Consider the following 25,263-nt stretch of genomic DNA (forward strand, 5'->3'; position numbering starts at 1 on the left):
ACAAAAAGCGGGCACATTCATCAGGACCCAAAGGGTAAACAGCCATGTCTCTGAACTCAGTAAACACCAACATGGGCGCCATGGTTGCGCTGCAGTCGTTGGAATCAACCCAGTCCCAGCTCACCGCGACGCAGAAGCAGATCTCGACCGGTTACCGGGTTTCCGACTCGACCGACGACGGCGCCGCCTACGCCATCGCCCAGGGTATCCGCTCCACTGTCGGCGCGCTGACCACCGCCAATCAGCAGTTGGGCAGCGTGCAAGGCCTGCTCTCGACCACGCAGTCCGGCTTGAACCACGTGTCCAACCTCATGAGCAGCATGCGCGACACACTGCAGCAGCTGTCGTCGCCCAGCGTAACCGGCAGCGAGCGTACCAACTACGAAACCAGCTACAATTCGATGCTCCAGCAGGTAAAGGGTGACATCCAGGATGCCGGCTACAACGGCAAGACACTGATCGGCAACATCACCGGAAGCACAGGCAGCTTCGGCCGCACCGCGGTTGTCCGTAACGACAGCGGCGCGACCTACGCCCTCACTACCTTCAGCGGATCGGCGATGTTCGGAGCGATCAGCGTAACTCCTACTACGTTCGGCGGGGCAGCCAGCGTCGCGGCGCTGATCACCGCCGGCGGCGCGTTCATGAAGCAGATGAACGCGGTCAATAACCAACTCAACGTGGTCGGCAACTCGATCAATTACATCAACAACGAGACCACCTACAACAGCGACAAGATCGACGCCCTGAACAGCGGCCTGGGCTCGCTGATCGACGCCGATCTGGCCAAGGAGTCAGCCCAGCTCACCGCGCTGCAGATCCGTCAGCAGCTCGGCACCCAGTCGCTGTCGATGGCCAACCAGGCGCCGCAGACACTGCTCAGCCTGTTCAAGTAATCGGCTTTCGGTGGCCGGCGGATCCCGACAACGGATCCGCCGGCAGCACCGGCTGAAAATGCATTCGCCCCGCGGAAGGTATCCATCGTGTCTAATCTCGTTCTCGAGCTCCGCCAGGGCGAAGTCATGATCGTAAATGGTGCGCCGATCCGCTTTCGCACCCGCTCACGCATCGAACTCACCGCCAAGGCCCGCTTCCTGTTCGGCAAGCAGATCATGCCGCCCGACCAGGTGGACAGTCCCGCCCGGCGCATCTACTTCGCGCTCCAGTCAGCCTACATAGGCAACGAAACCGAACGCGAGGGCGGCCTAGAGTCGGCCCGCACCTTCATCGCAGAGTTCCAGGCGGCAACGACATCGGACCTGGTGCGCATGATCCTCGACGAGGCCCTGCTCGCCGCCGAGTCAGACGACTGTTACCAGGCGCTCAAACTGGTCCGCCGAGTCATACAGCACGAAGACGCCGTGCTCGGGAAAATCCCAGACGTCTCGATTCCAACAGGGAACAATGATCGCCATGCTGAACACCAGTCACGCCATCCAGGCCTATAAGACCGCATCACGCTACCGCTCGCAGCGCGACCAGGAAGCCGATGTCTTCAACCACGTCACCGCCGCGCTGAAAGGCGCCAAAGGCACGACCCCGATCCGCCAGATCCGCGCGCTGGCCGACAATCGCCGGTTGTGGTTGACCGTCAGCGACCTGCTGCGCGATCCGGGAAACGCCCTGCCGGACCCGCTGAAAGCCTCCATCCTCTCGGTCGGCGCAACCGTGCAGCGGGAAATGGACCAGGACACCCCGGACTTCGACTTTCTGATCTCGATCAACGAGAACATCGCCGCCGGCCTGGCCGGAAAGCCCTGACCGATGAGCGACTCGCTCAGCTATCTGTCGATCCTCTACGGAGATAGTTCGTCCGGCGGCTCGTCGCTGCTCGATACCATCTACGGCATCGGCGGATCCCCGGCCGGATCGACCGACCCGGTCCAGGCGCTGCAATCGGCCGAACTGAACCAGGCGCAAGACGTCAAGGTGACCGCCGCGCAGCCGATGGTCAAAGCCGCCGTCGGCGCCTTCACCCAGGCGGTCAACTCGGCCAAGAGCATGACCCAGTTGCTCGCCAATCCTCAGTTCATGAACGTGCTGCTGACCGCCAACGGCATGAGCGACCAGGTCGGCTACACCGCGCTGGCAACCAAGGCGCTGACCTCGAACCTGAGCGATCCGAATTCGCTGGCCAACCAGTTGACTGACACGCGCTGGAAAACCCTCGCCCAAAAATACGATTTTTCCGCCAATGGACTGAAATCGTTACAGAACCCCGCAACCATCGCCTCGATCGCCAACGACTATGCAACCGCGAGCTGGGGGGCCAGCCAGGATCAGGTGACGCCCGGCCTGTCCAACGCGCTGGCGTTCAAGGCACAGGCCTCCAGCATCACCTCGGTCGACCAGATCCTGGGCGATCCGACACTGCGCACGGTGGTCACCACGACGCTTGGCATCCCCGAGCAGATTGCCTTCCAAAGCCTCCCCGCGCAGGAAACCGCGATCAGCTCCCGCATCGACATCAGCCAGTTCAAAGACCCGAAATTCGTCGAGAGCTTCGCCCAGCGCTACCTCATCGCCAACGCCGCCAATGCGTCCTCCTCGGGCACCTCCACATCCGACATCACAAGCCTGGCAGTCCAGGCCCGGGGAATCCTGGTCTGAGCATCCTGGTCTGATTGTTTCTTCAACGGCTCAAAAGGAGTCCGTCGCTATGGATACCATCAACCTCACCGCCGACGCCGATGCGCTGCGGCTGCGAGCCGAGGCACTGATCGATGCCGGTCGTTTCGCCGCGGCACGTCCGCTGCTGGCCGCCGCCCGCGCGATGGCACCGCCATCCGCCGAACTCAGCCTGACCGCCGCGCGCATGGCGATCGGCAGCGGCGCTTGGGACCAGGCGATCGCCGAACTCGACAGCGGCATCGAAGCCACCCCGGCTCATGGCGGGCTGCGCAAATGCCGCGCCGACATACGCCAGCGGATGGGCAACAGCGAAGACGCCGCGCGCGACGCCGCCGAGGCAGTGATCTGCGATCCGGACGACCCGCAGGCCAAGGCGATCCTCGGTATCGCGCTGCGTGAAATCGGACGTATCGCCGACGCGGTCGCCTGCCTGGCCGAAGCGGTCACTGCCGCGCCGGCCAATTACGGCTACCGCGAAGCGCTGTCCGCCGCGCTGGAAAGCGCCGGCGATAGCGATGCCGCGCTTGCCGTGCTGACCGAGGGCATCGCACTTTGTCCGGCCAGCGTCGCCCTGCGCAACGCCGCCATCCTGCTCTGCGTGCGCCGCCGCGATTTCAACGGCGCGGTCAAAATTGCCGAAAACGCCCGCACCGCCGGAATCGCCGATGCCTGCACCTTCGGACTGAAGGGCCACGCCTTGTCCACCCTCGGCCGCCACGACGAGGCCGCGCTGGCCTATCAGGACGCCCTCAAGCTTGGTCCGGAAGACCCCTACGTGCGCCACCTCGTGGTGTCGTCCGGCGCCATGCCGGATGCAAAACGTGCCCCAGAGGATTATGTCCGCACCGTCTTCGACGGCTATGCCGACCGATTTGAATCACACCTGATCTCGCTCGGCTACCGCATCCCCGGCGCCTTGCGCACCATGCTGGCCTCGCACCCGAAAGTCGTCGTCGGCATGCCGATCGGCCCGGTGCTGGATCTCGGCTGCGGCACCGGGATGGCCGCGCTGGCGATCGGCGATCTGCCGCTCGGGCCGTTCACCGGGGTGGACCTGTCGCCGCGGATGCTCGCCCACGCCCGGGTCAAGCGGCTCTACGCCGAACTACGGGAAGGCGACATCATCGCCGACCTGATGGCGCACGATCAGCAGTGGCCGCTGATCATCGCGGCCGACGTGCTGTGCTATTTCGGCGCCCTGGAAGAGCTTCTCGCCATCGTCCACAGCCGCTTGCAACCTGGCGGCTGGTTCGTGTTCTCGGTCGAGCAGGTGTTGCCTGACCACGACGGCATCGTCCCCGGCAACGGCAAATGGGCATTGCAGCGCCAGGGCCGCTACGCCCACGATGAGGAATATCTCTACGAAGCCGCCTGCACCGCCGGTTTCCGCGTGCTGCGGGTCGATCGGCCGGTGGTTCGCCAGGAAGCTGGGGCCGACGTTCCCGGTCTGCTGTTCGCCATCGAGCGCATCCGCCATGACGGTTGACGTCAGGCCCGCGCCACCCGGCGCAGGTTTGCACCGCCCAAACCTGCCCGGCGCAAGCCTACCCGGCGCAAACCTACCCGGCGCAAGCCTGCCCGGCGCAATCCTGCCCGGCATCGACCTGCTCGCCGCCGGCCGCTTCAAGGAAGCCCTGGCACCGCTGCGCCTGGCCCTCTCGCTCGGGAACGCCGCGCCCGCCACCCTGCTCAACCTCGCGATCGCCGAGGATCACGCCGGCGACCGCCAGTGCGCCCGCCGCATCTGCCGCCAGGTCGCCGCCGCTTTGCCGGACTGGGACGAACCGGTGCTGCGGCTGGCCGAGAGCCTGCGCGCCGCCGGCGAACACACCGCGGCGGAACAAACCTACCGCCAGGTGCTCGAACTCAATCCCGCGCGCCCGGAAGCGCTGATCGCCCTCAGCGGCCTGCTGCTGATGCGCGGCCAGCCCGAACCGGCGCGCGACCTATTGCTGCAATGCTGCGGCGTCGCCCCCGACAATGCCGAGGCCTGGAACACGCTGGGCCTCGCCTTGCGCGCGACCGACGCCGCCGGACTGGCGCTGTCGGCCTTCATCGCCGCCCAGCGTCTGCGCCCCGACTGCCTGGATTACGTGCTGAACGGCGTGGAGACCGCGGTCGACGCGAAAAACCTCGATCCCGGCCAAGGCGACGCCGAGCTGGCGCGTCTGTCCGTCGCCTGCGAGCAGAACCCGCTCAACCCGGTCCTTCAGGCCGGCCGCGGTATGTTGCTGGAACGCCTGGGCCGCCGCCCCGAGGCGATCGATGCGCTGGAGGCGGCGACCGAATTGGCCCCGGACGAACTGGCACCGCTGCGCCTGCTGGGCGGCGTGCTAGCCCGCTCCAGCCGGGCGCGCCAGGCCGTCGCCGTCCTGCGCCGCCTCAGCGCGCTGGACCCCGAGAACCCACAGGTCCACAACGACCTCGCCGCCGTGCTGATGCGGCTGCACCAGCACGCCGAGGCGCGAACCATCCTGCTCGATGTGCTCGGAAAGATCGGCCCCAACACCGCCATCCTCTGCAACCTCGCCAACGCCACGACCTGCGTCGGACTGCAGGACGAAGCGGTCGCCCTCGCCCGCCGAGCCATCGAACTCGACCCTGAGGCGGTGCTGGCGCGACGCGCGCTGTGCAATACGCTGCCGTATCGCGACGGCACCACCGGCGCCGAGTTGCTGGCGGCGATGCGGGACTGCTCCGCCGCGCTGGCACGATCGCCGCAGCCGCCGTTGGCGAACCCGCCCGACCCGCACCGTCCGCTGGTCGTTGGCCTGCTGTCGGGCACCCTGCGGTCGCACCCGGTCGGCTGGCTCACCGTCGCCGGCATCGAAACCCTCGATCCGGACCAGTTCAGCGTGATCTGCCTGGTGCAGAACGCCGCCCCCGAGGAACCGATTGCCCGCCGATACCGCGTCGTCGCCCGGAATTGGATCGAGGTCGACGGCCTGACTGACGCCGCCCTGACCACCGTGGCGCGCGAACACGGCATCGACATCCTGATCGACCTCGGCGGCTACGGTGACGCCGCCCGCATGGCGGCCTGCGCCAATCGGCTCGCCCCGGTGCAGATCAAATGGGTCGGCATGCAGGCCCACAGTTCCGGGCTGGCCGAGATGGACTGGTTCATCACCGACCGTTGGGAAACCCCGGACGGGTTCGAACCGCTCTACAGCGAGAAGCTGCTGCGTCTGGATGACGGCTACGTCTGCTACAGCCCGCCGCCGCACAGCCCCGACGTGGTCACGCTGCCCGCGCTCGCCAACGGCTTCGTCACCTTCGGCTGTTTCAACAACCTGGCCAAGATCACCCCCCGAGTGATCGAAACCTGGGCCGAGATCCTGCGCCGCATCCCCAACGCAAGGCTGGTCCTGAAGACCCATCAGCTATCCGACGCCGCAACCGCCGACGGCTTCCTGGCCGACTTCGCCGCACTTGGCATAGCGGCCGAACGCATCGAAACCCGCGGCTCCTCCGGTCATCGGGCCTTCATGGGCCAGTATGGCGACATCGATATCGTGCTGGACCCATTCCCCTATTCCGGCGGCCTGACCACCTGCGAGGCGCTCTGGATGGGCGTCCCCACCATCACGCTGCCCGGCCAGACCTTCGCCTCGCGCCATTCCACCAGCCACCTGAGCAACGCCGGCTTGCCGGACTGGATCACCGGTTCGGTCGATGAATACATCGCAATGGCCGTCTCCCGCGCCGCCGATCTCACAGCCCTGGCCACGCTGCGCGCCGGCCTTCGTCAGCAACTACGGCAAAGCCCGCTATGCGACGCCCCACGCTTCGGCCGCAGCCTGGGCGCGGCGCTGCGGCGAGCGTGGCAGGCGTGGTGCGCGGACAATCAATGCTGTTGAATCAATCATTTTCAACGCCGATGCACGCACATTGCCGCGGATCCCGCTATCCTCAATACCCTCACTGAACTCGTTATCGGCCGAGCATTCATAGTCGCGAATACGCTGCGAACTGGTTTCCTTGAAAAGGTCTGTGAAAACGCTTTGCCCACGACCTCTACAAAATCGGCCTGCTCGTCAGCCAGCAGCAGAATATCGCCATGAACTCCGATAACGTTGTCGTCGGGGCCAGCGCTGCCGACTTGGTCGTCCAGACCGAGCTCAAAAAGCTTATGGCTTCTTGACGCCGACGATATGATTTAGTCCAGCGTCCATCAAGATCCCCTCGAATGACCCGCAGAGCCTTGCGATCGACTACCCGAATAACTACATCTTCGTAGTTACGTTGAGGCGCGCAATTGTTGCGATTCACGTGGGATGAAGCCAAGGCAGGCAGCAACCAAGCCAAACACCAAGTCGGCTTTGAGACTGCCGTCCGCGTGTTTCTCGACCCGTTTGCACTCAGTGAGCAGGACCGCATCGAGGAGGGAGAGTATCGCTGGCAAATTATTGGATCGATCGAAGGCGAAGTTTTTCTGGTAGCGCACATGGAGCGCGAGGCCGCCGACGGAGCCACAATTATTCGTATCATCTCGGCTCGCCGAGCCGTCCGAACTGAAAGGAGGCGCTATGAGGAGGAAAAATATCGTCGGCTACGAACTTGACCTAGAGCAGCCCCCGCCCTTGAGTGCGGCACAAAGGGCGGAACTAAAGGCATTGGCGACGGTGCCGGATGAACAGATCGACACCTCCGACATCCCCCTGCTGTCCGAAGAATTCTGGAACTCCGCGATTAGCAACCCATTCTATCGGCCGATAAAGCAGCAGCTCACCGTGCGCCTAGATGCAGACGTGCTGATATGGCTGCGTTCGGCCGGGCCGGGATACCAAACCAAGCTGAACGCCATCTTGCGTGAAGCCATGGTACGGGAAGTGGCGTCGCGGGCGAGGTCTAACCGCCGCATCAGTCAGGCCGCTTCCTCCGCATTTTCAAATGCCTTTTCCTTTGCATGAGAACCTCTTCATGACCTTCCAAGAACTTATGGCTTGGCGCAAAAGACATGGATTCACGCAAAGTCAAGCCGCTAGCGTGCTCGGCATTTCCGTTAGCGAGGTCGCAAACTATGAGCGCGATGAAAATGGCAACAAGGGCAAACCTGACACCATTCCAAAGGCCATTCAACGTGCCTGTGATTCCTTTGACCGCAAAAGCGAGCTTTTATCCGCGCTCAGGTCAAAGATTAAGGACGGACTTCGGTCCGATGGACCACCGGGCCATATAACCCCGGAGGTCTTGCGAGAAATCCTCCTTGAGATCGTCGATGCAATCCAAAAGGAGAAACTCTCATAGTTATATTATTGCCACGCGTTATATATTATAAATCGGATATGCGTATCGGAGAAACCAACGCCATCAATTCCATCGATCTCTTCCGTAATCCTTGATTTTGCTGATCTGGCATTGGTGTTGAGCACGGACCTGCATCTGAAGCCGGATTCCCGTCAATCCGCCGAGATCCGCGCGCGCACATGTGTTAAAATCGCGGAACAAACCAGAACGCCTCCTTAAGCGCCCACCGCCCTAAACCTCCAACTCCACGCAAACCGGCACGTGGTCCGACCCTCGAGGCCAGTCCCGCGCATCGCGCAAGATGGTGTGGCTGCGCAGCCCCAGTTGGAGATCCGGCGTCACCCAAACATGGTCCAATCGCCGCCCGCGATCCGATGCCCGCCAGTCCTGATTGCGGTACGACCACCAGGAATACAGTTTCTGCTCCGCCGGCACGAAGTGCCGTACCGCGTCCACGAACCCGGCGTTCAGCCAAGCAGTCAGCCCCTCGGTCTCCGGCGGCGTATGGCTGACCACGCCCAGCAATTGCTTGTGGCTCCAGACGTCCTGCTCCAGCGGGGCGATGTTCAGGTCGCCGACCAGCACCGACCTCGCCAGTCCAGGCCGAGCGGCGAACCACGCCCTGGCCTCCGCGACGAAGTCCAGCTTGTGCCCATATTTCGGGTTCTGCGTCCGGTCCGGCACGTCACCCCCCGCCGGCACGTAGAAATTATGCAGTTCCACCGGCCCACCCGGAGCCGCCAGCGCCGCCGCGACATGGCGGCAATCGCCCTTGCCGCACCAGTCCGGCGCCTTCTCATGCACTTCCAACGGCACCCGCGAAAGAATCGCCACGCCATTGTAGCCCTTCATCCCGCGAAACACCGTATGCGGATAGCCCAGCGGCAACAGCGCCTCAGCCGGAAACAGTCCGTCCGGCACCTTGGTCTCTTGCAGGCAGATCACATCCGGCCGCAGTGCCTCGACCAGTCTGTCCAGCAACCCGACGCGCAGCCGCAGTGAGTTGATGTTCCATGTCGCCACGCGCAGCGAAGTCATCAGACGATGCGGGTTTTCACCGCACCGACGCCCTCGACAACGCCCTCCAGCAGATCGCCCCGCTGCACGGCGGCGACATTCTCCGGCGTGCCGGTGTAGATCAGGTCGCCCGGCGCCAACTTCACCAGCCCGGACAGGTAGGCGATCGTTTCCGGCACGCTCCAGATCATCTTCGACAGATCGGAACTCTGCCGCACCTTGCCGTTGACCTTCAACTCGATCAGTCCGCTCGCGGGATGGCCGATCTTCGAGGCCGGAACCATCGGCCCGATCGGCGCCGAGGCGTCAAACCCCTTGCCCATGTCCCACGGCTTGCCTTCCTGCTTCGCCGCGTTCTGCAAATCGCGCCGCGTCATGTCCAGCCCGGCCGCATAGCCCCAGACATGCGCCAAGGCATCCGCCTCGGCGATATCCGCGCCACCCCGGCCGATCGCCACCACCAGTTCCATCTCGTGGTGCAACTGTGTGCTCTTCGGTGGATACGGCATGTCGGCGTCATTCAGCAGCAGCGCGTCCGCCGGCTTCATGAAGAAGAACGGCGGCTCACGATCCGGATCGCTGCCCATTTCCCTGGCGTGTTCGGCATAGTTGCGTCCGACACAGAACACCCGCCGAACCGGAAAAGCGCCGCCGCTCACGACGGGCACGGCGATGATCGCCGGCGCGGAGATGACGTAATCAGCCATTCGGTAACACCTCGTTTCGGATTGACCCGGACCATGGCAACTAGGAACGGATTGGCGGAAATACGGGAAACCGCGGCATCAGGCAATGCCGCTGCCAATCTGCCCCGAGGCAGCCGGCGCCGACCCCGTCGGCACGAAGCGGCCGCCCACCATCCGGCGAGCGGCCGCTTCGATCAGGCATGGCTTGCGCCCTACCCAGCCAGCGCTGCCCGCCGGCGACGCACGGCGCCGAGGCCAGCCAGGCCCGCCGCAATAATCGCCAGGCTCGCGGGCTCCGGAACATTGACGTCCAGCACCGACGGGGTGCCGTTCTCCCGCGCGTAATACAGCGTGGTATCACCGGCCGAGGTCAGTTCGACGGTTTCCGTCACCGCGCTGGTCGGGTCGGCGGTGGTGGTGCCGATCCTCGTCGAACCCTGGTAAACGCTCGCTCCGTCGTCGTGCGTGATGGTCAGGATGGTGCCGGCCGCTAGCGTGCCAAGGTCGATGGTGATGAACGAACCGTACTGAAACCCGGACGCGCTGCCGCTGGACGCCAGGAACGTCGTCAGGGTGCTGAAGTCGGCGCCGGCCGGGGTGCCAAGGCTGCCCGATCCGCTGTAGCCGGAGATCGAACCGCCGTTGAAGAAGTTCGAGTTCAGATCGCCCGCGTTGCTGCTGTTCTGCGCGGCGGTGTTGCTGAAACTCAGCGGCCCGCTATAGCTGAACGTCGCGGTGATCGCCCCGGCTGAGTTGAAGCCATCATGCGTGGCGTCCGCCAGGAACGACTGGCCTCCCTGATTCGCGGTGCTGTCGGTGACCATGTAAGCGTTGGCATTGCCGATCCCGATGACCGCCGCGATCGCCGTCGCGATCAGCAAATACTTTGAGTAAGCCATTGTCGAGGTCTCCCTGCGGATGTTGATACCTGCGACGCATCGTTCTGATACGCCAGGTGCCCACAAGAAAATGCAAGCTGCGTGCCAAAAATACTTGCACGCAATGAAATGCCGCCGCTACCATTACACCAAATATAGGTCAAATAATACCAACAAAGCCATATCCCGAAGGACAGTCGTATTCAACGGCCCAACGCACCCGTCGAGAAACATTACACCTCGGCCACACCTTTGGCGTCACGATCCACCGAACACCTCTCAGAACGCCGCGCAAGCCGGCGCGACCGTCATGCCGACCGACTGCTGGTGGAACCGGCTCTGATACGCCGACCGGACCCGGTCGACCGCGGCCAGGCTCTCGGGCGTCTCGGGCAGCGCCACCAGCAAGACCTTGGTGCGCTGCTCGACGGTCTTGCGGGTGATCGGGTTCATCCACCCGCCATCGGCATCGAACACCGTGAAGCCGTTCGCCAGATTGGCGGTCACCGTGTCATTCAGGAACGACTGCCACTCGCCATCAGTCAGATCCTCGCGCCCGGCGATCGCTCGGCCCATGAACAGCGTGAACACCGCGACCGGCGAACCCACCCCAGGCGCGCAGGGCGCGTCATCGCCGGCCGCGCAACCGCCCAGGCTCGTGATCAGCCAAACCGCGATGATCAGACGCAACAAGATCCCATCCCCCCCAGCGTCAGCCGAACACCCGCCGGCCGCGCTTCCAGGTGCCCAGCACCACCCCCTCCAGCGCACGCCCATCGAACGGCGTGTTCTGTGCCTTGCCAGGAAGCCGCCCGGCATCCACTTGCCAGATCCGCTCGGGATCGAACAGGCACAGGTCGGCCGGCGCCGACTTGGCGATCCGCCCGGTCTCAACGCCCAGCAGGCAGGCCGGCCGCGCGGTCAGCAGGTCGATCGCCGCGGCCAAGCTCAGCGACCCGTTATGCACATGCGCCAGCGTGATCGCCAGCAGCGTCGCCAGCCCCGCACCCCCAGCCGAGGCCAGCGCGAACGGCTGGCGCTTGTCGTCGGCATCGCGCGGCTGATGGTCCGACGCGATGGCATCGATCGTGCCGTCGGCCAGCGCCGCGATCACCGCCTGGCGGTCGTGCTCCTTGCGCAACGGCGGCGACAGCTTCGCATAGCTGCGGAAATCGCCGATCGAGGTCTCGTTAAGATCGAAATACGGCGGCGCTGTATCGCAGCTCACCGCAATCCCGGCCGCCTTGGCGGCGCGGATCAGCCCCAGCGCCTCACCGGTCGAGACATGCGCGAAATGCACCGCCCCGCTGGTCAGCTCAGCCAGCCTGATATCGCGCGCCACCATGATCGCCTCGGCCGCGGCCGGAATTCCGGGCAGCCCCAGCCGGGTCGCCTGCTCGCTTTCGGTCGCGCTGCCGCCGGCGGCAAGCGAGGGGTCCTCGGGGTGCTGCACGATACGGGCGCCGAAGCCCTGCGCATACGCCAGCGCCAGCCGCATCAGCCGGGCCGGCCCGATCGCCCGCGACCCGTCGGTAAACGCCACGGCCCCGGCCTCGCGCAGCAACCCCAACTCCGCCAGCTCCTCGCCGCGGCAACCGCGGGTGACCGCGCCATATGGCAGGATCGTCAGGCTGCCGGTCTCGGCGCCGCGCGTGCGCAGCAACTGCACCAGGGCCGGATCGTCGATCGCCGGCTGGGTATCGGGCAGCGCCGCCAACGTGGTGATCCCGCCCGCCGCCGCCGCCGCCGCCGCCGAGGCGATGGTTTCGCGGTACTCGAACCCGGGCTCGCCCAGCGCGGCGCGCATATCGACCAGCCCCGGGCACAGCACCGCCCCCTCGGCCTCGATCACCGCGGCGCCCTCGGGCGCTGCCACCGAGGCGGCGAAATCGGCGATCCGGCCATCGCGCACCAGCAGATCGCCCAGCAGATCGACCCCGGAGCCCACGATACGGGCGCCGCGGAACAGCGTGTCAGGGTTCATTCCGGCGATGGTCCCGCGACAGCATGTCCAGCACCGCCATGCGCACGGCGACCCCCATCTCGACCTGCTCCTTGATCACGCTGCGCAGCTTGTCGTCGGCCACCGCGCTGTCGATCTCCACACCGCGATTCATCGGACCGGGATGCATGACGATGGCGTCGGCCTTGGCCAGCGCCAGCTTGGCCTCGTCCAGGCCCCAGAAACGGAAGAACTCCCGAGCGCTGGGCACCTCCCCGTGCGACATCCGCTCGCGTTGCAGCCGCAGCATCATCACCACGTCGGCCCCCGCCAGCCCCGCCGCCATGTCATGGAACACGCTCACCCCCAGGTCCGCCACCTCGGCCGGGATCAGCGTCGGCGGTCCGATCACCCGCACCTGGCAGCCCATCGTGGTCAACAAATGGATGTTGGAGCGCGCCACCCGCGAATGCGCGATATCGCCGCAGATCGCCACGATCAGTCCGGCGATGCGGCCTTTGCGCCGCTTGATCGTCAGCGCGTCCAGCAGCGCCTGGGTCGGATGTTCATGCGTTCCGTCACCGGCGTTGATCACCGCCGCATCGACGATCTGCGCCAGCAGGTTCGGCGCCCCGGACTGGTCGTGGCGCACCACCAGCAGGTCACAATGCATCGCGTTCAGCGTGGCCGCGGTGTCGATCAGCGTCTCGCCCTTGTTTACCGAGGACGTGGCGACCGACATGTTGATCACGTCCGCCCCCAGCCGCTTGCCGGCCAATTCGAAGCTGGTCCGCGTGCGCGTGCTGTCCTCGAAGAACAGATTGATCAAGGTGCGCCCGCGCAACAGGTCGCGCTGCGTCTTGCCCGACCGGTTGAGCAGCACATAGCTTTCCGCAAGGTCGAGCAATTGACTGATCGCGGGCGGCTCCAGCCCCTCGATTGCCAGAAGATGTCGTTGCCGGTGGAACACAAGACTTCGTTGCAGCAACCGGCATCTGGCGTCAACCGCGCCCTCCATCATGTCCCGCCGCCCAGCCGCTCGGTCTAGCCCCGCCGACATTCAGGTCGGCGCCGCCGGAGCTTGCCCCAGCTTGGCGGAACAGTCTCCGAGCGCGTCGCGAATCGCCGGCGTCATGACCCGGCGATAGCGAGCCGAGGCAGAACGGGCGTCCGAGCCTACTCGGCGACGGCAACCGGCGCACCGCGCGGCGACATGCGCAGCACCAGCATCGAGGCCAGCAGGCAGGCGAGCCCGCTGGCGACGAAGGCGATCAGGTAGCTGCCGGACAGGCTGCGCACCGCGCCGGCGCCGAACGCCGCCATGGCTCCGCCGACCTGGTGCGCGGCGAAGATCCACGACACAATCACCGGTGCGTCGCGGCGGCCGAACACCTCGTTCGTCAGGGCGAAGGTGGCCGGGCCGGTGGCCACCCAGTCCAGCCCATAGAACACCGCGAATGCCGACAGGCTGAGCGGGTCGAACCCGCTGAACGGCACCATTACCAGCGACAGTCCGCGCAGCCCATAGTACCAGAACAGCAACAGGCGCGGGCTGTAGCGATCGCACAGCCAGCCCGAGGCGGTGGACCCGATCAGGCTGAACACCCCGATCACCGCGAGCAGCGAGGCGCCTTTCATCGGGCTGATGCCGTGGTCGGCGCAGTAGGCGATCAGGTGGGTGTTGATCAACCCGTTGGTGGAGAAGCCGCACACCCCGAAGGTCAGGCACAGCAGCCAGAAATCCATCGATCGGGAGGCGCGTGCCAGCGCGCTGAACGCCACCGCGAACGGATTGCCGGCGGCGCGGCTGACTGGCACCACGGCGGACCCGCCATAGGCCGGCAGCCCGATCGCGGCGGGGGATTCCGGCAGCAGCAGCATCACCATGGGGATTACCACGGCGATCACCGCGGTGAGTGTGATCGCCACGCCCTGCCAGCCGAAATGCTGCACCAGCAGCGCCAGCACCGGCAGGAAGATCAGTTGCCCGGCGGCGTTGGCCGAGGTGAGCAGGCCCATGGCCAGTCCGGCGCGATGGATGAACCAGCGGTTGGCGACCGCCCCGGCAAAGCCGACCGCGCCGGCTCCGGACCCGATGCCGACCATCAGTCCCCAGGTCAGGAACAATTGCCATGGCTGGGTCATCAGGGTGGACAGCGCGGTGCCGGCCATCAGGATGACCAGGCAGCCGATCATCGTCCGCTTCAGGCCGATGACCTGCATCAGGCCGGTGAGGAACGGGCCGGTCGCGCCCAGCAGGATGATGTTCAGCGAGACCGCGCCAGAGATGGTCGAGATGTCCCAGCCGAAAGCCTGCTGCAGCGGCACGATCATCACCCCCGGCGCCGCGCGCACGCCGACGCCGGCCAGCATGGCGGTGAACACCACGGCCAGGGTGATCCAGGCGTAGTGCAGCCGGCCGGAGCAGGCTTTTGCGATCGGCGCGATGATCATGAAGGGTGCTTCTTTGCCGGTCGGCTAACTTAGAATTCATTTCTCCCGCCAGAAAGGCCCCAGCAATGCAAACAACGCATGGCTGCCCCAGCCGAGCGATCGCGGCGTCGCGAGGGGAAGCGAGGCGCGGGCGACGGGGCGCGGGGCGGCGAGGCGGGGGCGACGAGACGAGGGGCGACGAAAAAATGGGCGACGAGACGAGGGGTGACAGGGCGCGGGGCGACGAGGCGCGGGGCGGCGCGCGTTGGGTGTCACACCGGCTGCAGATCCTGCAGCCGCACCAGACCGGTCTGGCTGCTGAAGCACAGGGTCTGATCGCTGCCCTGCTGCTGCGAGACGCCGACAATACGGTGCTGGCCGGTGTCGTAGAGGCGAACCTGGCCCTCGCGCATAACCGCGAGGCGCCGTTGATCGGGGAAACAGGCATAGCGCATGTCGTTCTGCTCGCCGGTGGCTGACGCGGCGCCGAGCTCAGAGGGCCACCACTGGCTGGCCTGACCCGGCTCTTGCTCCGCCGCCGCCGGTGCCGGCCCCGGCAGCGCTGACAGATCGCGGCACAGGGCGTCGACGCGCGCCTTGAGCGCGTGGTTGGACATCTCGCCGATCATCAGCATGCCGCCGGCGGCCCACTGGCCCATGCCGCCGAGTTCCGGATGGTCGAACTGCGCCATCCCGCCGCCGCCGCGGCGCAGCGCCTCGGCCAGCGCGCGGCCGGCGTCGGGGCTGAAGCCGTGGCGTTGGGCGATATCGGCGATGTTGTCGGGCATTTTGAATTCCTTGCGGTTGGCTGTTTGGATCTCCGCCGCGCATGGGTCTCCCGATGGCGTAAGCTCCGGGGTAGTAACGCGTTCGGCGTGATCCGGTCGGCGCGTGCGGCCTGGACGGCCGGAGACGAAGCACGACAACCGGCGGACCTCGCGTTAACGTGTGGCGAAACGCCTTCCGCACATGCGAACGCAGCGCCCATGGGCGGCGCATTGTGCAGTATGGCAGCTTCGTGAACACGCGCTGGCCATTGCGATCAGTTAATTAAACCCTCGCCGGAGACCCCCACTGTGCAGATCAACGCCGGCTTCGACATTACCTACCAGTGCCAGCAGCCGACGCCGATGTTGCTGGCGTTGAGCGTCCACCCGTCGCGCATGCCCGACGTCACCGGACCGCACCGGATCTGGTTCGACCCGCCGATCGGCGCCAGCGAGTATCGCGACGATTTCGGCAACATCTGCCACCGTATCGTGGCGCCCCCCGGACCGTTGCGGATCTCGACGCAGTTCATGGTGAGCGACCCCGGCACGCATGACGCGGTGATGCCGCAGGCGCCGCAGCATGCCATCCAGGATCTGCCCGACGATGCGCTGGTGTTCCTGCTGGGCAGCCGCTACTGCGAGACGGATCGGCTGACCGAACTGGCATGGTCGCTGTTCGGGCAGACCGAGGAGGGGTGGCCGCGGGTGCAGGCGATCTGCGATTACGTGCATAAGCGGATCGAATTCGGTTACCATCACGCCGACCCGACACGTTCCGCATTCGCCGGCCACGCCGACGGCCGCGGGGTTTGTCGCGACTTCGCGCACCTGGCGATCACGCTGTGCCGCTGCATGAACATTCCGGCGCGCTACTGCACCGGCTACCTCGGCGATATAGGCATCCCGCCGGTCGATGCGCCGATGGATTTCAGCGCCTGGTTCGAGGCCTATCTGGGCGGCCACTGGCACACTTTCGATGCCCGCCACAACACGCCACGCATCGGCCGGATCCTGATGGCGCGCGGACGCGACGCCACCGACGTAGCGTTGTCGACGATCTTCGGCCCCAGTATCCTGGCCGGCTTCAACGTGATCACCGAGGAGGTGGCTTAGGATCGCGCACCGGTTAAGCCGCGATGCGTCGTGTTGTTGTTTGGGTTTCCGATATCCGTCAGCCGAGATCAGTGGGATTGCCGTATGCGACCGGGCCAGAAGACGCCGAGTATCGCGCATCAGGGCAGCGCGATACTTCGCTTTTTGTTTGACCATCCGGTTCACGCGCCGAATCGCGGACGCTCCGCGTCTCACGCTGGTCTGCGATCGGATACTCGTATCGCGCATCAGAGCAGCGCGATACGTCGCTCCTTGTTTGAATATCCGATTCACGCGCCGAATCGCGGAAGCTCCGCGTCTCGCTCTTCTCTGCGATCGGATACTGGTTGACCCCGTCGCAGCGCGCGGATCCGCCGCCGACGTGGCGGATCCAGCCGTCGGCCGGGCAGGCCATGCTGCTGCTGGAGGGCGACTGGATCGGCCAGTCCGGCGCGATCCCGGCGTTCCCCCCGGCTGCGCTGGACGCGGTTGGCGGCGCCCCGCTGGACGCGGTTGGCGGCGGCACGCCGCCGGGCGAGCTTGGCGGCGGCGCGCTGCTGGCGCTGGATATCGCCGGCGTCGGGCGCTGGGATACCGGCCTGATCGAGTTCCTGTGGGACGTCCGGCGCGCCGCCAACGTTCGGGGGATCAGCATCGACACCGCCAACCTGCCGGAGTCCGCCCGCAAGCTGCTGGGTCTGCTGCCCGACCGCCTGGCGGAGCCCCGAACGCCGCCGCGCCGGCGGTTCCGCCCGCTGACCTGGCTGGGCGGCCAGACCATCGGGCTGCTGACCGAGATTGGCGTGCTGAGCATCCTGCTCGGCAACACCGCCAGCGGCGGCGCTCTGGCACTGACCGGGCGGGCCCGCATGCGCGCTGTCGATCTGTTCGCCAATATCCGCGACGCCGGCCCGTCGGCACTGATCATCATCAGCGTGGTCAACTTCCTGATCGGCGCCATCCTGGCGTTCGTCGGCGCCGTGCAACTGCGCAAATTCGCCGCCGACATCTATGTCGCCAATTTGGTCGGCCTCGCCCTGGTGCGCGAGATGGCGGCGGTGATGACGGCGATCGTCATGGCCGGGCGAACCGGGGGCGCCTACGCCGCGCGCATCGCCACCATGCAGGGCAACGAGGAGATCGACGCGCTGCAAGTGTTCGGCATTCCGGTGTCGGACTACATCGTGCTGCCCTCGATCCTGGCATTGGTGTTCACCATGCCGCTGCTTTACTTGTATGGCTGCCTGGTCGGCATGGCGGGCGGCTTCGTGGTATCGATCGCCATGCTGAACATCACCGGACCGGGCTATCTGAACCAGACGCTGGGATCGATCGCGTTCAGCCAGTTCGCCTTCGGCTTCGTGAAATCGATCGCCTTCGCCATCCTGATCGGAGTGACCAGTTGCCGGATCGGGCTCAAGGCCGGGCGCAGCGCCGCCGATGTCGGCAGCGCCGCGACTCGGGCCGTGGTCACCGGCATCGTCGGGGTGATCGCGCTCGATTCGCTGTTCGCGGTGCTCGCCAACGTGGTCGGACTGTGAAGCGCCGGGCTGTGCAGGGCTCGGACTGCGAAAGCTCGGACCGTGATGGGCTTGGGCCCTGATGGCCTCGGACCGTGAAGTGGCCGGACTGGGCGACCGCGGCCTGACCAGCGCTGACCCGTCGCCCATCGGCGCCGATGCGCTGCTGTCGGTGCGCGGCGTCACCCTGGCGTTCGGCCCCAAAGTGATCCAGCACGACCTGTCGTTCGACGTAGACCGCGGCAGCATCTTTGCCGTGATGGGCGGCAGCGGCTGTGGCAAGAGCACGGTGCTGAAGGCGATGATCGGGCTGCTGCGTCCCGCCGCCGGGTCGATCCTGGTCGATGCCGAGGATTACTGGGCAGCCAGCGCCGCCCAGCGCAGCGCGACCGGGCGCCGGTTCGGCGTGTTGTTCCAAAGCGGCGCGCTCTGGAGCGGGCTGTCGGTCGGCGAGAACGTCGCCCTGCCGCTGCGCATGTTCACCCGGCTGCCGGACGCCGCGATCGCCCGCCTGGTGCGGCTCAAGCTCAGCCTGGTCGGCATGGAGCACGCCGTCGAGCAGTTGCCCTCGGAGCTGAGCGGCGGCATGCGCAAGCGGGCCGGGCTGGCCAGGGCGCTGGCGCTCGACCCCGATGTGCTGTTCTTCGACGAACCCTCGGCCGGGCTGGACCCGATCACCTCGAGCCGGCTGGACGACCTGATCGTCAATCTGCGCGACGGGCTTGGCGCTACCATCGTCATCGTCAGCCACGAACTGCCCAGCCTGTTCGCGGTCGCCGACGACGGGGTGTTCCTGGACGCCGAGACCAAGACCGCGATAGCGCATGGCTCGCCGCGGGCGTTGCGTGATAGTTGCCCCAACCCGCAGGTGGAGGCGTTCATGCGACGCGAACGTCCCGAAGCCCTGCATGCCGAAGCCCAGCCCAGCGGAGACCGCGCCAAGCCATGAACGCCAGTAAACAAGCCGCTGTCGGTGCCTTCGTGCTGGGCGGCATCGTGCTGGCGCTGGCCGCCATCGTGTTGTTCGGCAATTTCGCTCTGTTCAACCCGAGCATCCGCGCCGCGATCGTGTTCCAGAACTCGATCGCCGGACTGTCGATCGGTGCCCCGGTCACGTTCCGCGGCGTGCGCGTTGGCGCGGTGGAAAGTATCGGCATCGAGTTCGACCCGAAGACCAGTGTGGCCTACATTCCGGTGACGGTGCGCCTGGAGCCGGGCCACGCGCTGGTCACTCACACGCCGAGCGACACCAATGTCGATCTGCCGGCGCTGATCAACCGGGGCCTGCGTGCCGAATTGAACGTGCAGAGCTTCGTGACCGGCCAATCGCAGATCGATCTGGATTTCGACCCGACCTCGGCGCCGGTGCTGCACCCCGACATCGCCAGCCTGCCGGAGATTCCGACCCGCCAATCCACCCTGCAGAAGGCGCAGGAGCAACTCAGTCAACTGCCATTGCGCGACCTGGCCGACAATGCCACCGCGACGTTGCAAAGCCTGCGCGGGCTGGCCGAGAAACTGGACAAGGACCTGCCGCCGCTGGTCGAGAGCCTGACCGCGACGTCGAACCGCTCCAGCCAGACGGTGGACACCACCAACCAGGCGATCCGGGACCTGCAGGCCAGGCTGGACAGCACGCTAGGCTCGATCGGGCAGCTTGCCAGCAGCGGCGACCAGCAGCTCAATCAGCGCGGCGCCGAGTTGCATACGTTGCTCGATGCGTCCAACCAGACCATGGTGCAGGTGCGCGACCTGATGGGTGACGTCCGGGGGCTGACCTCGAATCGCGCCGCGTCGCGGGCCAACCTGGAATCGACCTTGCGCGATCTCGCCGCCGCCGCCGCGTCGCTGCGCGGCTTTGCCAACGACGTCGAGCATAATCCGCAACTGTTGCTGACCGGGCGGCGGCCGTGACGGTGTCCGCGGGGCGGGTATCCGTTGCCCGGATCGCCGGTGTGGGCTGCGTCGTGCTGCTGCTGGCCTCGTGCGGGGCGCCCCCGCTGACGGTTTACACCCTTGCGGCGCCTGCCACCGCGGCGGATGCCGCGCCGGCCGGGCGCACCAAGCTGGTGATCGCGGTTGCCCGGGTCAGCATCCCCGATGCGCTCGACACCGAGGACATCGTGGTGCGCGACGACGGCAGCGTATTGCGGCGCAGCCGATCCGGCAGGTGGGCCAGCCGGCTTTCGCTGGGCATCACCGACCGGCTGACCCAGCTTCTGGCCGAACGGCGCCCGGACGCGCTGGTGACCGACCGGCCACTCAGCGACGCGGCGATCTCGCGGGTGCTGGTCAATATCGAACGACTGGACGTGACGGCGGCCGGGGTGGCGACGCTGGATGCCGACTGGCTGGTCGTGCGGCGCGACGCCGGCGCTCCGACGCTGCCGGTTCGAGGTCATTTCAGCGCAACCGGGCCGGTCGGCACCGATCAGGATGTGGTCACGCTGGTCGGACATCTGGTGGACCGGCTGGCCGCCGCGATCAGCATCGGCCGCGGCTGACAGCGCAAGCCAAGCCGGGGTCTTGACGGTCGGGTCGGCGGCCGAGACATGGGCGCAGCAGGTTCACCGCTGAGGGAGGATCCGTCGATGCTTGCTTTGGTCAACACGCCGAACCGGCCCGACCCGATCGAATTGCGCGCCGTTGCCGACCCAACCCCGGCGCACGACGAGGCATTGGTCGAAGTGCATGCGTTTTCGCTCAATCGTGGCGAGCTGAGTTCGTTCGCGCGCAACAAGGAAGGCTGGGTGCCGGGTCAGGACATTGCCGGCATCGTGCTGCGCCAGGCCGAGAACGGCAGTGGGCCGGTCGCCGGAACCCGGGTGGTGGGGCTGGTGGATGACGCGGGATGGGCGCAGCGCGCCGCGGTGCCGGGTCAGCGGATGGCGGCGCTGCCGGAAAATGTCGACTTCGCGCAGGCCGCGGCGTTGCCGGTCGCCGGGCTGACCGCGCTACGGACGCTGCGGCACGGCGGCCCGCTGCTCGGGCGGCGGGTGCTGATCACCGGCGCGGCCGGCGGGGTCGGCAACCTGGCGGTGCAGCTCGCGGCCAGGTCCGGCGCCCATGTCACCGCGGTGGCGCGCGGGTCGCAGCGGGCGGCGGACTTGCAGGCACTTGGTGCGGCGGTGGTGTTCGACGGCATCGACAAGGTTCGGGGCCGGTTCTGGCTGATCCTTGAATCGGCCGGTGGGGCGTCGTTGGCCAAGGCGATCGCGCTGGCCGAGGCGCGGGGCACCGTGGTGGTCTATGGCAACTCCTCGGGTGAGCCGAGTTCGATCAGCTTCGGCGATTTCCGCGGCGCGGCGAACGCTCGGCTGCAGAGCTTCAGCTATTTCACCTCCGAGGCGGAGGAGCGGTTTGCCCCAGACCTGGGCTTGCTGGTGTCGATGGTGGCGGATGGGTTGCTGCGGCCGCGCATCGGCATGCAGCGCGATTGGCGAGATATCCTGCAGGTGACCGGGCCGCTGCGCGACCGCCAGGTGGACGGCAAGGCGATGTTGATGGTGCGGCAAGGATGATCGGGGGTTGAGTGTCGGGGGTTCTTCGGTGCTTGCCTGCCGCCGTCTGAGGCTTTCTCGCAGCGCCCGCGCCCCGGCACCAACCATGCGCAGCCTGGCAGGAAATGCGGTGGTTTGATTTTGCCCTGATGCCAGAGGCGTGCTAATCATGCGTGTTTGTTGCAAATTTGTGACGAACCTGTTTCCGTGTGCCATCTCGACTGGGGGAATCTGCGATGAACGCGCTGTTGCGGGCGATGTCTGATGGGCAGCCCAAGGCCGCAGTTGTTGGCGGAAATGTCCTGCGCCGAACCCTGTTGGCCGTGGCGGTGACGCTGGCGGCAAGCTGGGCGGGATCCGCGCTGGCCGAGGGGGCGGCCTCCAGCCGATCCGAGCTGATCCGCAACCTGCTGCCGACGGTGGTCAACATCTCGGTGCGCAAACTGGAGATCGTCAACAGGCCCGACGCCGGGGTGGCGATGGCCGGGATGCCCGCGGGTCCGCCGAGTGGCGGCGCGGCGGGGGCAGGCGGCTCGGCCGGAGCGGGCACCGGTGGAAATGCGGCGGCGGGCGCAAAGGTGAATGCTGCACCGGCGAACCCGATGGGGCCCGGCGATGTCAGCGACGCCAGCCAGCAGATCAAGGGCTACGGCGGGTCTGGCTTCATAATCGACCCCTCGGGGCTGATCGTGACCAATTATCATGTGGTGCAGGATGCATTCGAGATCACCGTCAGCTTCTCCGACGGCACGACGTTGCCGGCGAAGACCATGAGCGCGGCACGGCTGGCCGATCTGGCGCTGCTGAAGGTGGATGCGACCCGGCCGTTGCCGACGGCGCGCTGGGGCAACAGCGACCTGGTCGGGGTCGGCGACGAGGTATTTGCCGCCGGCGATCCGTTCGGTGTCGGCCTGTCGGTCAGCGCCGGGATCGTCAGCGCGCTGGATCGCGACATCCAGAACTCACCGTATGACGACTACATCCAGACCGATGCAACGATCAATCACGGCAATTCCGGCGGCCCGCTGTTCAACACCCAGGGCGAGGTGATCGGGGTGAACTCGGCGATCATTTCTCCCACCACCGGGTCGATCGGCCTGGGCTTCGCGCTGCCCTCGAACGACGCCAAATTCGTGATCAACCGGTTGCGCACCTATGGCTGGATTCGTCCCAGTTGGATCGGCATCAAGTTGCAGCAGGTGACGCCGCGGATCGCCGAGGCGCTGGGGATGGCACAGCAGAACAGCTCGATCGTGTCGTGGGTGTTGCCGAACGGGCCGGCGGAAAAGGCCGGCATGAAAATCGGCGATATCATCCTGCGCTTCGACAACCAGGCGCCGTCCGATGACCGTGGCTTGCTACGCCACCTCGCATCGACCCCGGTCGGCGACAAGATCACGTTGCTGGTTCGCCGGGACGGTGCCGAACGCAACGTTTCGATAACCACTCAACTATGGCCGCGCGACCAGTGGGAGGCCGAGGACGCGCCGACCAAGGTGGCCCAGCCGAAGATCGTCATCCAGCCCGATCTGGGGCTGTCGCTCGCGGCGCTGAACGCCGAACAGAGCGCCAAGATGGGGTTGCAGCAGGGATTGCACGGGGTGCTGGTGACCAAGGTGACACCCTATACCGACCCGGCGGTGCAGGGCATCGTGGATGGCGACATCATTTTAAGGGTGCAGGACACGCCGGTCGCCACACCCGAACAGGTGCAAGCCGGGATCGACGCGGCCAGGAACGACAAGCGCGAATTCGTGCTGATGCTGGTTCTGCCGAAGGTGCGCACCGTGCCGGGTCCGCGATGGATGGCGCTGCAGGTGGCGACCAGGGGCGGCTGAACTGGCCGCGGTCAGGCGCTCGCCAGGTCACCGGCGGGCGGCGGGCGGTCCGCCTGACTCCTGGCGTTGACGGCTTTCATCAACCTTTCATTAACGCTTTGCTGTCACCCTGGCGGGCATGAGTTCCCCCCCGCCCGAAGCCAAGCCCGATGCGGCCGCGGAAGCGCCGCCGAAGAAGGCTGGCAAGCGCAAGCTGATCATCATGATCGCGGTTCCGGCGGTGCTGCTGCTGACCGGCGGCGGGCTGTGGTTCACAGGCATCCTGCCGCATCTGCTGGGCATGGGTAAGCCCGATGCGCACGACAAGGAGGCGGCCAAGGTGGTGCCTCCGACCTATGTCGAGTTGCCGGAGATGATCGCCAACCTCAACAGCACCGCTCATAAGCCCAGCTACGTGAAGCTGGGCGCCAAGGTGGAGGTGGCAAAACCGGAGGATGCGGAGAAGGTGAAAGCCGTCCTTCCCCGCCTGCAGGACATGATGCAGACCTACCTGCGCGAGATGCGGCCGGAGGAACTGCGCGGGTCGGCCGGCACCTATCGCCTGCGCGAGGAATTGCTGTCGCGGGCCAACGCCGCGGTCGCTCCGGCCAAGGTCACCGACATCCTGTTCACCCAGATGCTGATCCAATGAGCGGTTCGTCGGAGCCGAACGAGGAAGAACTCGCCGCCGCCTGGGGAGCATCGACGGATGCCGACGGCGAAGGCACCGCGGTGGAGGGGGTGCAGCCGGCGCGCGAACTGAACCAGGCGGAAATCGACAACCTGCTTGGCTTCGATGATGGGCCGTCGGCGGGCGAAACCAGCACCGGCATGCAGAAGATCATCAGCTCCGGGCTGGTGTCTTATGAACGCCTGCCGATGCTGGAGATCGTGTTCGATCGGCTGGTGCGGATCATGTCCACCAGCCTGCGCAACTTCACCTCCGACAACGTCGAGGTCGGCATCGACAACATCCTGTCGCTGCGGTTCGGCGATTATCTGAACTCGATTCCGCTGCCCGCCATGCTTGCCGTGTTCAAGGCCGAGGAATGGGACAACCAGGGCCTGATGGTGATCGATTCGGCGATGATCTATTCCATCGTCGACGTGCTGCTGGGCGGGCGTCGCGGCACCGCCGCGATGCGCATCGAGGGTCGGCCGTATACCACGATCGAGCGCACCCTGGTGGAGCGGCTGATCCAGGTGGTGCTGGCGGACCTGTCCACCAGCTTCGACCCGCTGTGCCCGGTGACCTTCAAGTTCGAGCGGCTGGAGGTCAATCCGCGGTTCGCGACCATCAGCCGGCTATCCAACGCGGCGATCCTGGCTCGCTTGCGCATCGACATGGAGGATCGCGGCGGACGGGTGGAGCTGCTGCTGCCGTACGCCACGCTGGAGCCGGTGCGCGAGCTGCTGTTGCAGCAGTTCATGGGCGAGAAATTCGGCCGCGATTCGATCTGGGAGACCCATCTGGCCGAGCAGTTGTGGTCGACCGACGTGGAGCTGTCGGTGGTGCTGGACGAGCACGTGATGCGGCTGTCCGACGTGATCAACCTGAAGCCCGGCCAACAGCTTCTGCTGAATACCGCGCCCGGCGGCACGGTTTCGGTGCGCTGCGGATCGGTCGCCCTGTTCGACGGCAAGATGGGGCAGAAGAACAACAATGTCGCGGTCAAGATCGAGCGCGAATTGTCGCGGGCACCGATACCGGATCGGTTCTAAACCGT

The 25,263-nt window shown here is 66.1% G+C and carries 26 protein-coding genes; 18 read left to right on the forward strand and 8 right to left on the reverse strand.

What is annotated here, in order from left to right; all coding sequences use genetic code 11:
* Positions 1 to 44 precede the first annotated feature (44 nt).
* From ACQY4T_RS11785 to ACQY4T_RS11825, 9 genes are all read left to right on the forward strand, one after another.
* A complete protein-coding gene (locus ACQY4T_RS11785; RefSeq protein ID WP_428541964.1) occupies positions 45 to 896 on the forward strand; it encodes a flagellin in 852 nt (283 codons plus the stop codon).
* Between the two features lie 87 nt (positions 897 to 983).
* A complete protein-coding gene (locus tag ACQY4T_RS11790) occupies positions 984 to 1,448 on the forward strand; it encodes a flagellar biosynthesis repressor FlbT (RefSeq protein ID WP_428541967.1) in 465 nt (154 codons plus the stop codon).
* Complete coding sequence (locus ACQY4T_RS11795; protein WP_428541970.1) at positions 1,414 to 1,761, forward strand: flagellar biosynthesis regulator FlaF; 348 nt, start codon at positions 1,414 to 1,416, stop codon at positions 1,759 to 1,761. The genes ACQY4T_RS11790 and ACQY4T_RS11795 overlap by 35 nt, the downstream gene beginning before the upstream one ends.
* Before the next feature lie 3 nt (positions 1,762 to 1,764).
* Complete coding sequence (locus ACQY4T_RS11800; protein ID WP_428541973.1) at positions 1,765 to 2,610, forward strand: DUF1217 domain-containing protein; 846 nt, start codon at positions 1,765 to 1,767, stop codon at positions 2,608 to 2,610.
* Between the two features lie 49 nt (positions 2,611 to 2,659).
* On the forward strand, positions 2,660 to 4,117 hold the full coding sequence (locus ACQY4T_RS11805; RefSeq protein WP_428541976.1) for a tetratricopeptide repeat protein: 1,458 nt from the start codon (positions 2,660 to 2,662) through the stop codon (positions 4,115 to 4,117).
* Positions 4,107 to 6,491 (forward strand): tetratricopeptide repeat protein, encoded by a 2,385-nt coding sequence (locus ACQY4T_RS11810; protein ID WP_428541979.1) that lies wholly within the window; start codon positions 4,107 to 4,109, stop codon positions 6,489 to 6,491. The genes ACQY4T_RS11805 and ACQY4T_RS11810 overlap by 11 nt, the downstream gene beginning before the upstream one ends.
* Before the next feature lie 401 nt (positions 6,492 to 6,892).
* On the forward strand, positions 6,893 to 7,195 hold the full coding sequence (locus ACQY4T_RS11815) for a BrnT family toxin (protein ID WP_428541982.1): 303 nt from the start codon (positions 6,893 to 6,895) through the stop codon (positions 7,193 to 7,195).
* Entirely contained in the window at positions 7,161 to 7,544 is a 384-nt protein-coding gene (locus ACQY4T_RS11820) for a BrnA antitoxin family protein (protein ID WP_428541985.1), read from the forward strand. The genes ACQY4T_RS11815 and ACQY4T_RS11820 overlap by 35 nt, the downstream gene beginning before the upstream one ends.
* Before the next feature lie 10 nt (positions 7,545 to 7,554).
* The gene (locus tag ACQY4T_RS11825) at positions 7,555 to 7,881 is read left to right on the forward strand and encodes a helix-turn-helix domain-containing protein (protein ID WP_428541988.1); all 327 of its coding nucleotides are present in this window, start codon (positions 7,555 to 7,557) and stop codon (positions 7,879 to 7,881) included.
* Between the two features lie 231 nt (positions 7,882 to 8,112).
* Here ACQY4T_RS11825 and ACQY4T_RS11830 read toward each other — a convergent pair whose 3' ends face one another.
* The 8 genes from ACQY4T_RS11830 to ACQY4T_RS11865 all read right to left on the reverse strand — a co-directional run bounded on the left by ACQY4T_RS11830 (position 8,113) and on the right by ACQY4T_RS11865 (position 15,625).
* A complete protein-coding gene (locus tag ACQY4T_RS11830; protein WP_428541991.1) occupies positions 8,113 to 8,919 on the reverse strand; it encodes an exodeoxyribonuclease III in 807 nt (268 codons plus the stop codon).
* Positions 8,919 to 9,605: a fumarylacetoacetate hydrolase family protein gene (locus tag ACQY4T_RS11835; RefSeq protein WP_428541994.1), complete on the reverse strand. Its 687-nt coding sequence runs from the start codon at positions 9,603 to 9,605 to the stop codon at positions 8,919 to 8,921. Before ACQY4T_RS11835 ends, ACQY4T_RS11830 begins: the two co-directional genes overlap by 1 nt.
* A 191-nt stretch (positions 9,606 to 9,796) precedes the next feature.
* Complete coding sequence (locus ACQY4T_RS11840; RefSeq protein ID WP_428541997.1) at positions 9,797 to 10,483, reverse strand: PEP-CTERM sorting domain-containing protein; 687 nt, start codon at positions 10,481 to 10,483, stop codon at positions 9,797 to 9,799.
* A gap of 258 nt (positions 10,484 to 10,741) precedes the next feature.
* Positions 10,742 to 11,155 carry a DUF3574 domain-containing protein gene (locus ACQY4T_RS11845; protein ID WP_428542000.1) on the reverse strand — a complete coding sequence of 138 codons (414 nt, stop codon included), beginning with the start codon at positions 11,153 to 11,155 and terminating at the stop codon, positions 10,742 to 10,744.
* A gap of 19 nt (positions 11,156 to 11,174) precedes the next feature.
* Positions 11,175 to 12,446 carry a dihydroorotase gene (locus tag ACQY4T_RS11850; RefSeq protein WP_428542003.1) on the reverse strand — a complete coding sequence of 424 codons (1,272 nt, stop codon included), beginning with the start codon at positions 12,444 to 12,446 and terminating at the stop codon, positions 11,175 to 11,177.
* The gene (locus tag ACQY4T_RS11855; protein WP_428542006.1) at positions 12,436 to 13,464 is read right to left on the reverse strand and encodes an aspartate carbamoyltransferase catalytic subunit; all 1,029 of its coding nucleotides are present in this window, start codon (positions 13,462 to 13,464) and stop codon (positions 12,436 to 12,438) included. The genes ACQY4T_RS11850 and ACQY4T_RS11855 overlap by 11 nt, the downstream gene beginning before the upstream one ends.
* A 116-nt stretch (positions 13,465 to 13,580) precedes the next feature.
* Positions 13,581 to 14,858 (reverse strand): MFS transporter, encoded by a 1,278-nt coding sequence (locus ACQY4T_RS11860; RefSeq protein WP_428542009.1) that lies wholly within the window; start codon positions 14,856 to 14,858, stop codon positions 13,581 to 13,583.
* A gap of 251 nt (positions 14,859 to 15,109) precedes the next feature.
* A complete protein-coding gene (locus ACQY4T_RS11865; protein WP_428542012.1) occupies positions 15,110 to 15,625 on the reverse strand; it encodes a hypothetical protein in 516 nt (171 codons plus the stop codon).
* Between the two features lie 288 nt (positions 15,626 to 15,913).
* Here ACQY4T_RS11865 and ACQY4T_RS11870 point away from each other — a divergent pair, with 288 nt between their 5' ends.
* The 9 genes from ACQY4T_RS11870 to fliM all read left to right on the forward strand — a co-directional run bounded on the left by ACQY4T_RS11870 (position 15,914) and on the right by fliM (position 25,258).
* Positions 15,914 to 16,720, forward strand: coding sequence for a transglutaminase-like domain-containing protein (locus ACQY4T_RS11870; protein WP_428542015.1), 807 nt, complete (start codon positions 15,914 to 15,916; stop codon positions 16,718 to 16,720).
* Positions 16,721 to 17,112: 392 nt separating this feature from the next.
* Positions 17,113 to 18,240: an MlaE family ABC transporter permease gene (locus ACQY4T_RS11875; RefSeq protein WP_428542822.1), complete on the forward strand. Its 1,128-nt coding sequence runs from the start codon at positions 17,113 to 17,115 to the stop codon at positions 18,238 to 18,240.
* A gap of 61 nt (positions 18,241 to 18,301) precedes the next feature.
* A complete protein-coding gene (locus ACQY4T_RS11880; RefSeq protein ID WP_428542018.1) occupies positions 18,302 to 19,168 on the forward strand; it encodes an ABC transporter ATP-binding protein in 867 nt (288 codons plus the stop codon).
* Positions 19,165 to 20,133 (forward strand): MlaD family protein, encoded by a 969-nt coding sequence (locus tag ACQY4T_RS11885; protein WP_428542021.1) that lies wholly within the window; start codon positions 19,165 to 19,167, stop codon positions 20,131 to 20,133. Before ACQY4T_RS11880 ends, ACQY4T_RS11885 begins: the two co-directional genes overlap by 4 nt.
* Positions 20,130 to 20,723: a PqiC family protein gene (locus tag ACQY4T_RS11890; RefSeq protein ID WP_428542024.1), complete on the forward strand. Its 594-nt coding sequence runs from the start codon at positions 20,130 to 20,132 to the stop codon at positions 20,721 to 20,723. The genes ACQY4T_RS11885 and ACQY4T_RS11890 overlap by 4 nt, the downstream gene beginning before the upstream one ends.
* A gap of 87 nt (positions 20,724 to 20,810) precedes the next feature.
* Entirely contained in the window at positions 20,811 to 21,740 is a 930-nt protein-coding gene (locus tag ACQY4T_RS11895; RefSeq protein ID WP_428542027.1) for a zinc-binding dehydrogenase, read from the forward strand.
* A gap of 215 nt (positions 21,741 to 21,955) precedes the next feature.
* Positions 21,956 to 23,557, forward strand: a complete 1,602-nt coding sequence (locus tag ACQY4T_RS11900) for a trypsin-like peptidase domain-containing protein (RefSeq protein WP_428542030.1) — start codon at positions 21,956 to 21,958, stop codon at positions 23,555 to 23,557.
* 118 nt (positions 23,558 to 23,675) lie between these two features.
* Positions 23,676 to 24,188 (forward strand): flagellar basal body-associated FliL family protein, encoded by a 513-nt coding sequence (locus ACQY4T_RS11905; protein ID WP_428542033.1) that lies wholly within the window; start codon positions 23,676 to 23,678, stop codon positions 24,186 to 24,188.
* Positions 24,185 to 25,258 carry a flagellar motor switch protein FliM gene (gene fliM, locus ACQY4T_RS11910; protein WP_428542036.1) on the forward strand — a complete coding sequence of 358 codons (1,074 nt, stop codon included), beginning with the start codon at positions 24,185 to 24,187 and terminating at the stop codon, positions 25,256 to 25,258. Before ACQY4T_RS11905 ends, fliM begins: the two co-directional genes overlap by 4 nt.
* Positions 25,259 to 25,263 lie beyond the last annotated feature (5 nt).

Source organism: Rhodopila sp., assembly GCF_965277825.1.
Lineage (GTDB): Bacteria > Pseudomonadota > Alphaproteobacteria > Acetobacterales > Acetobacteraceae > Rhodopila.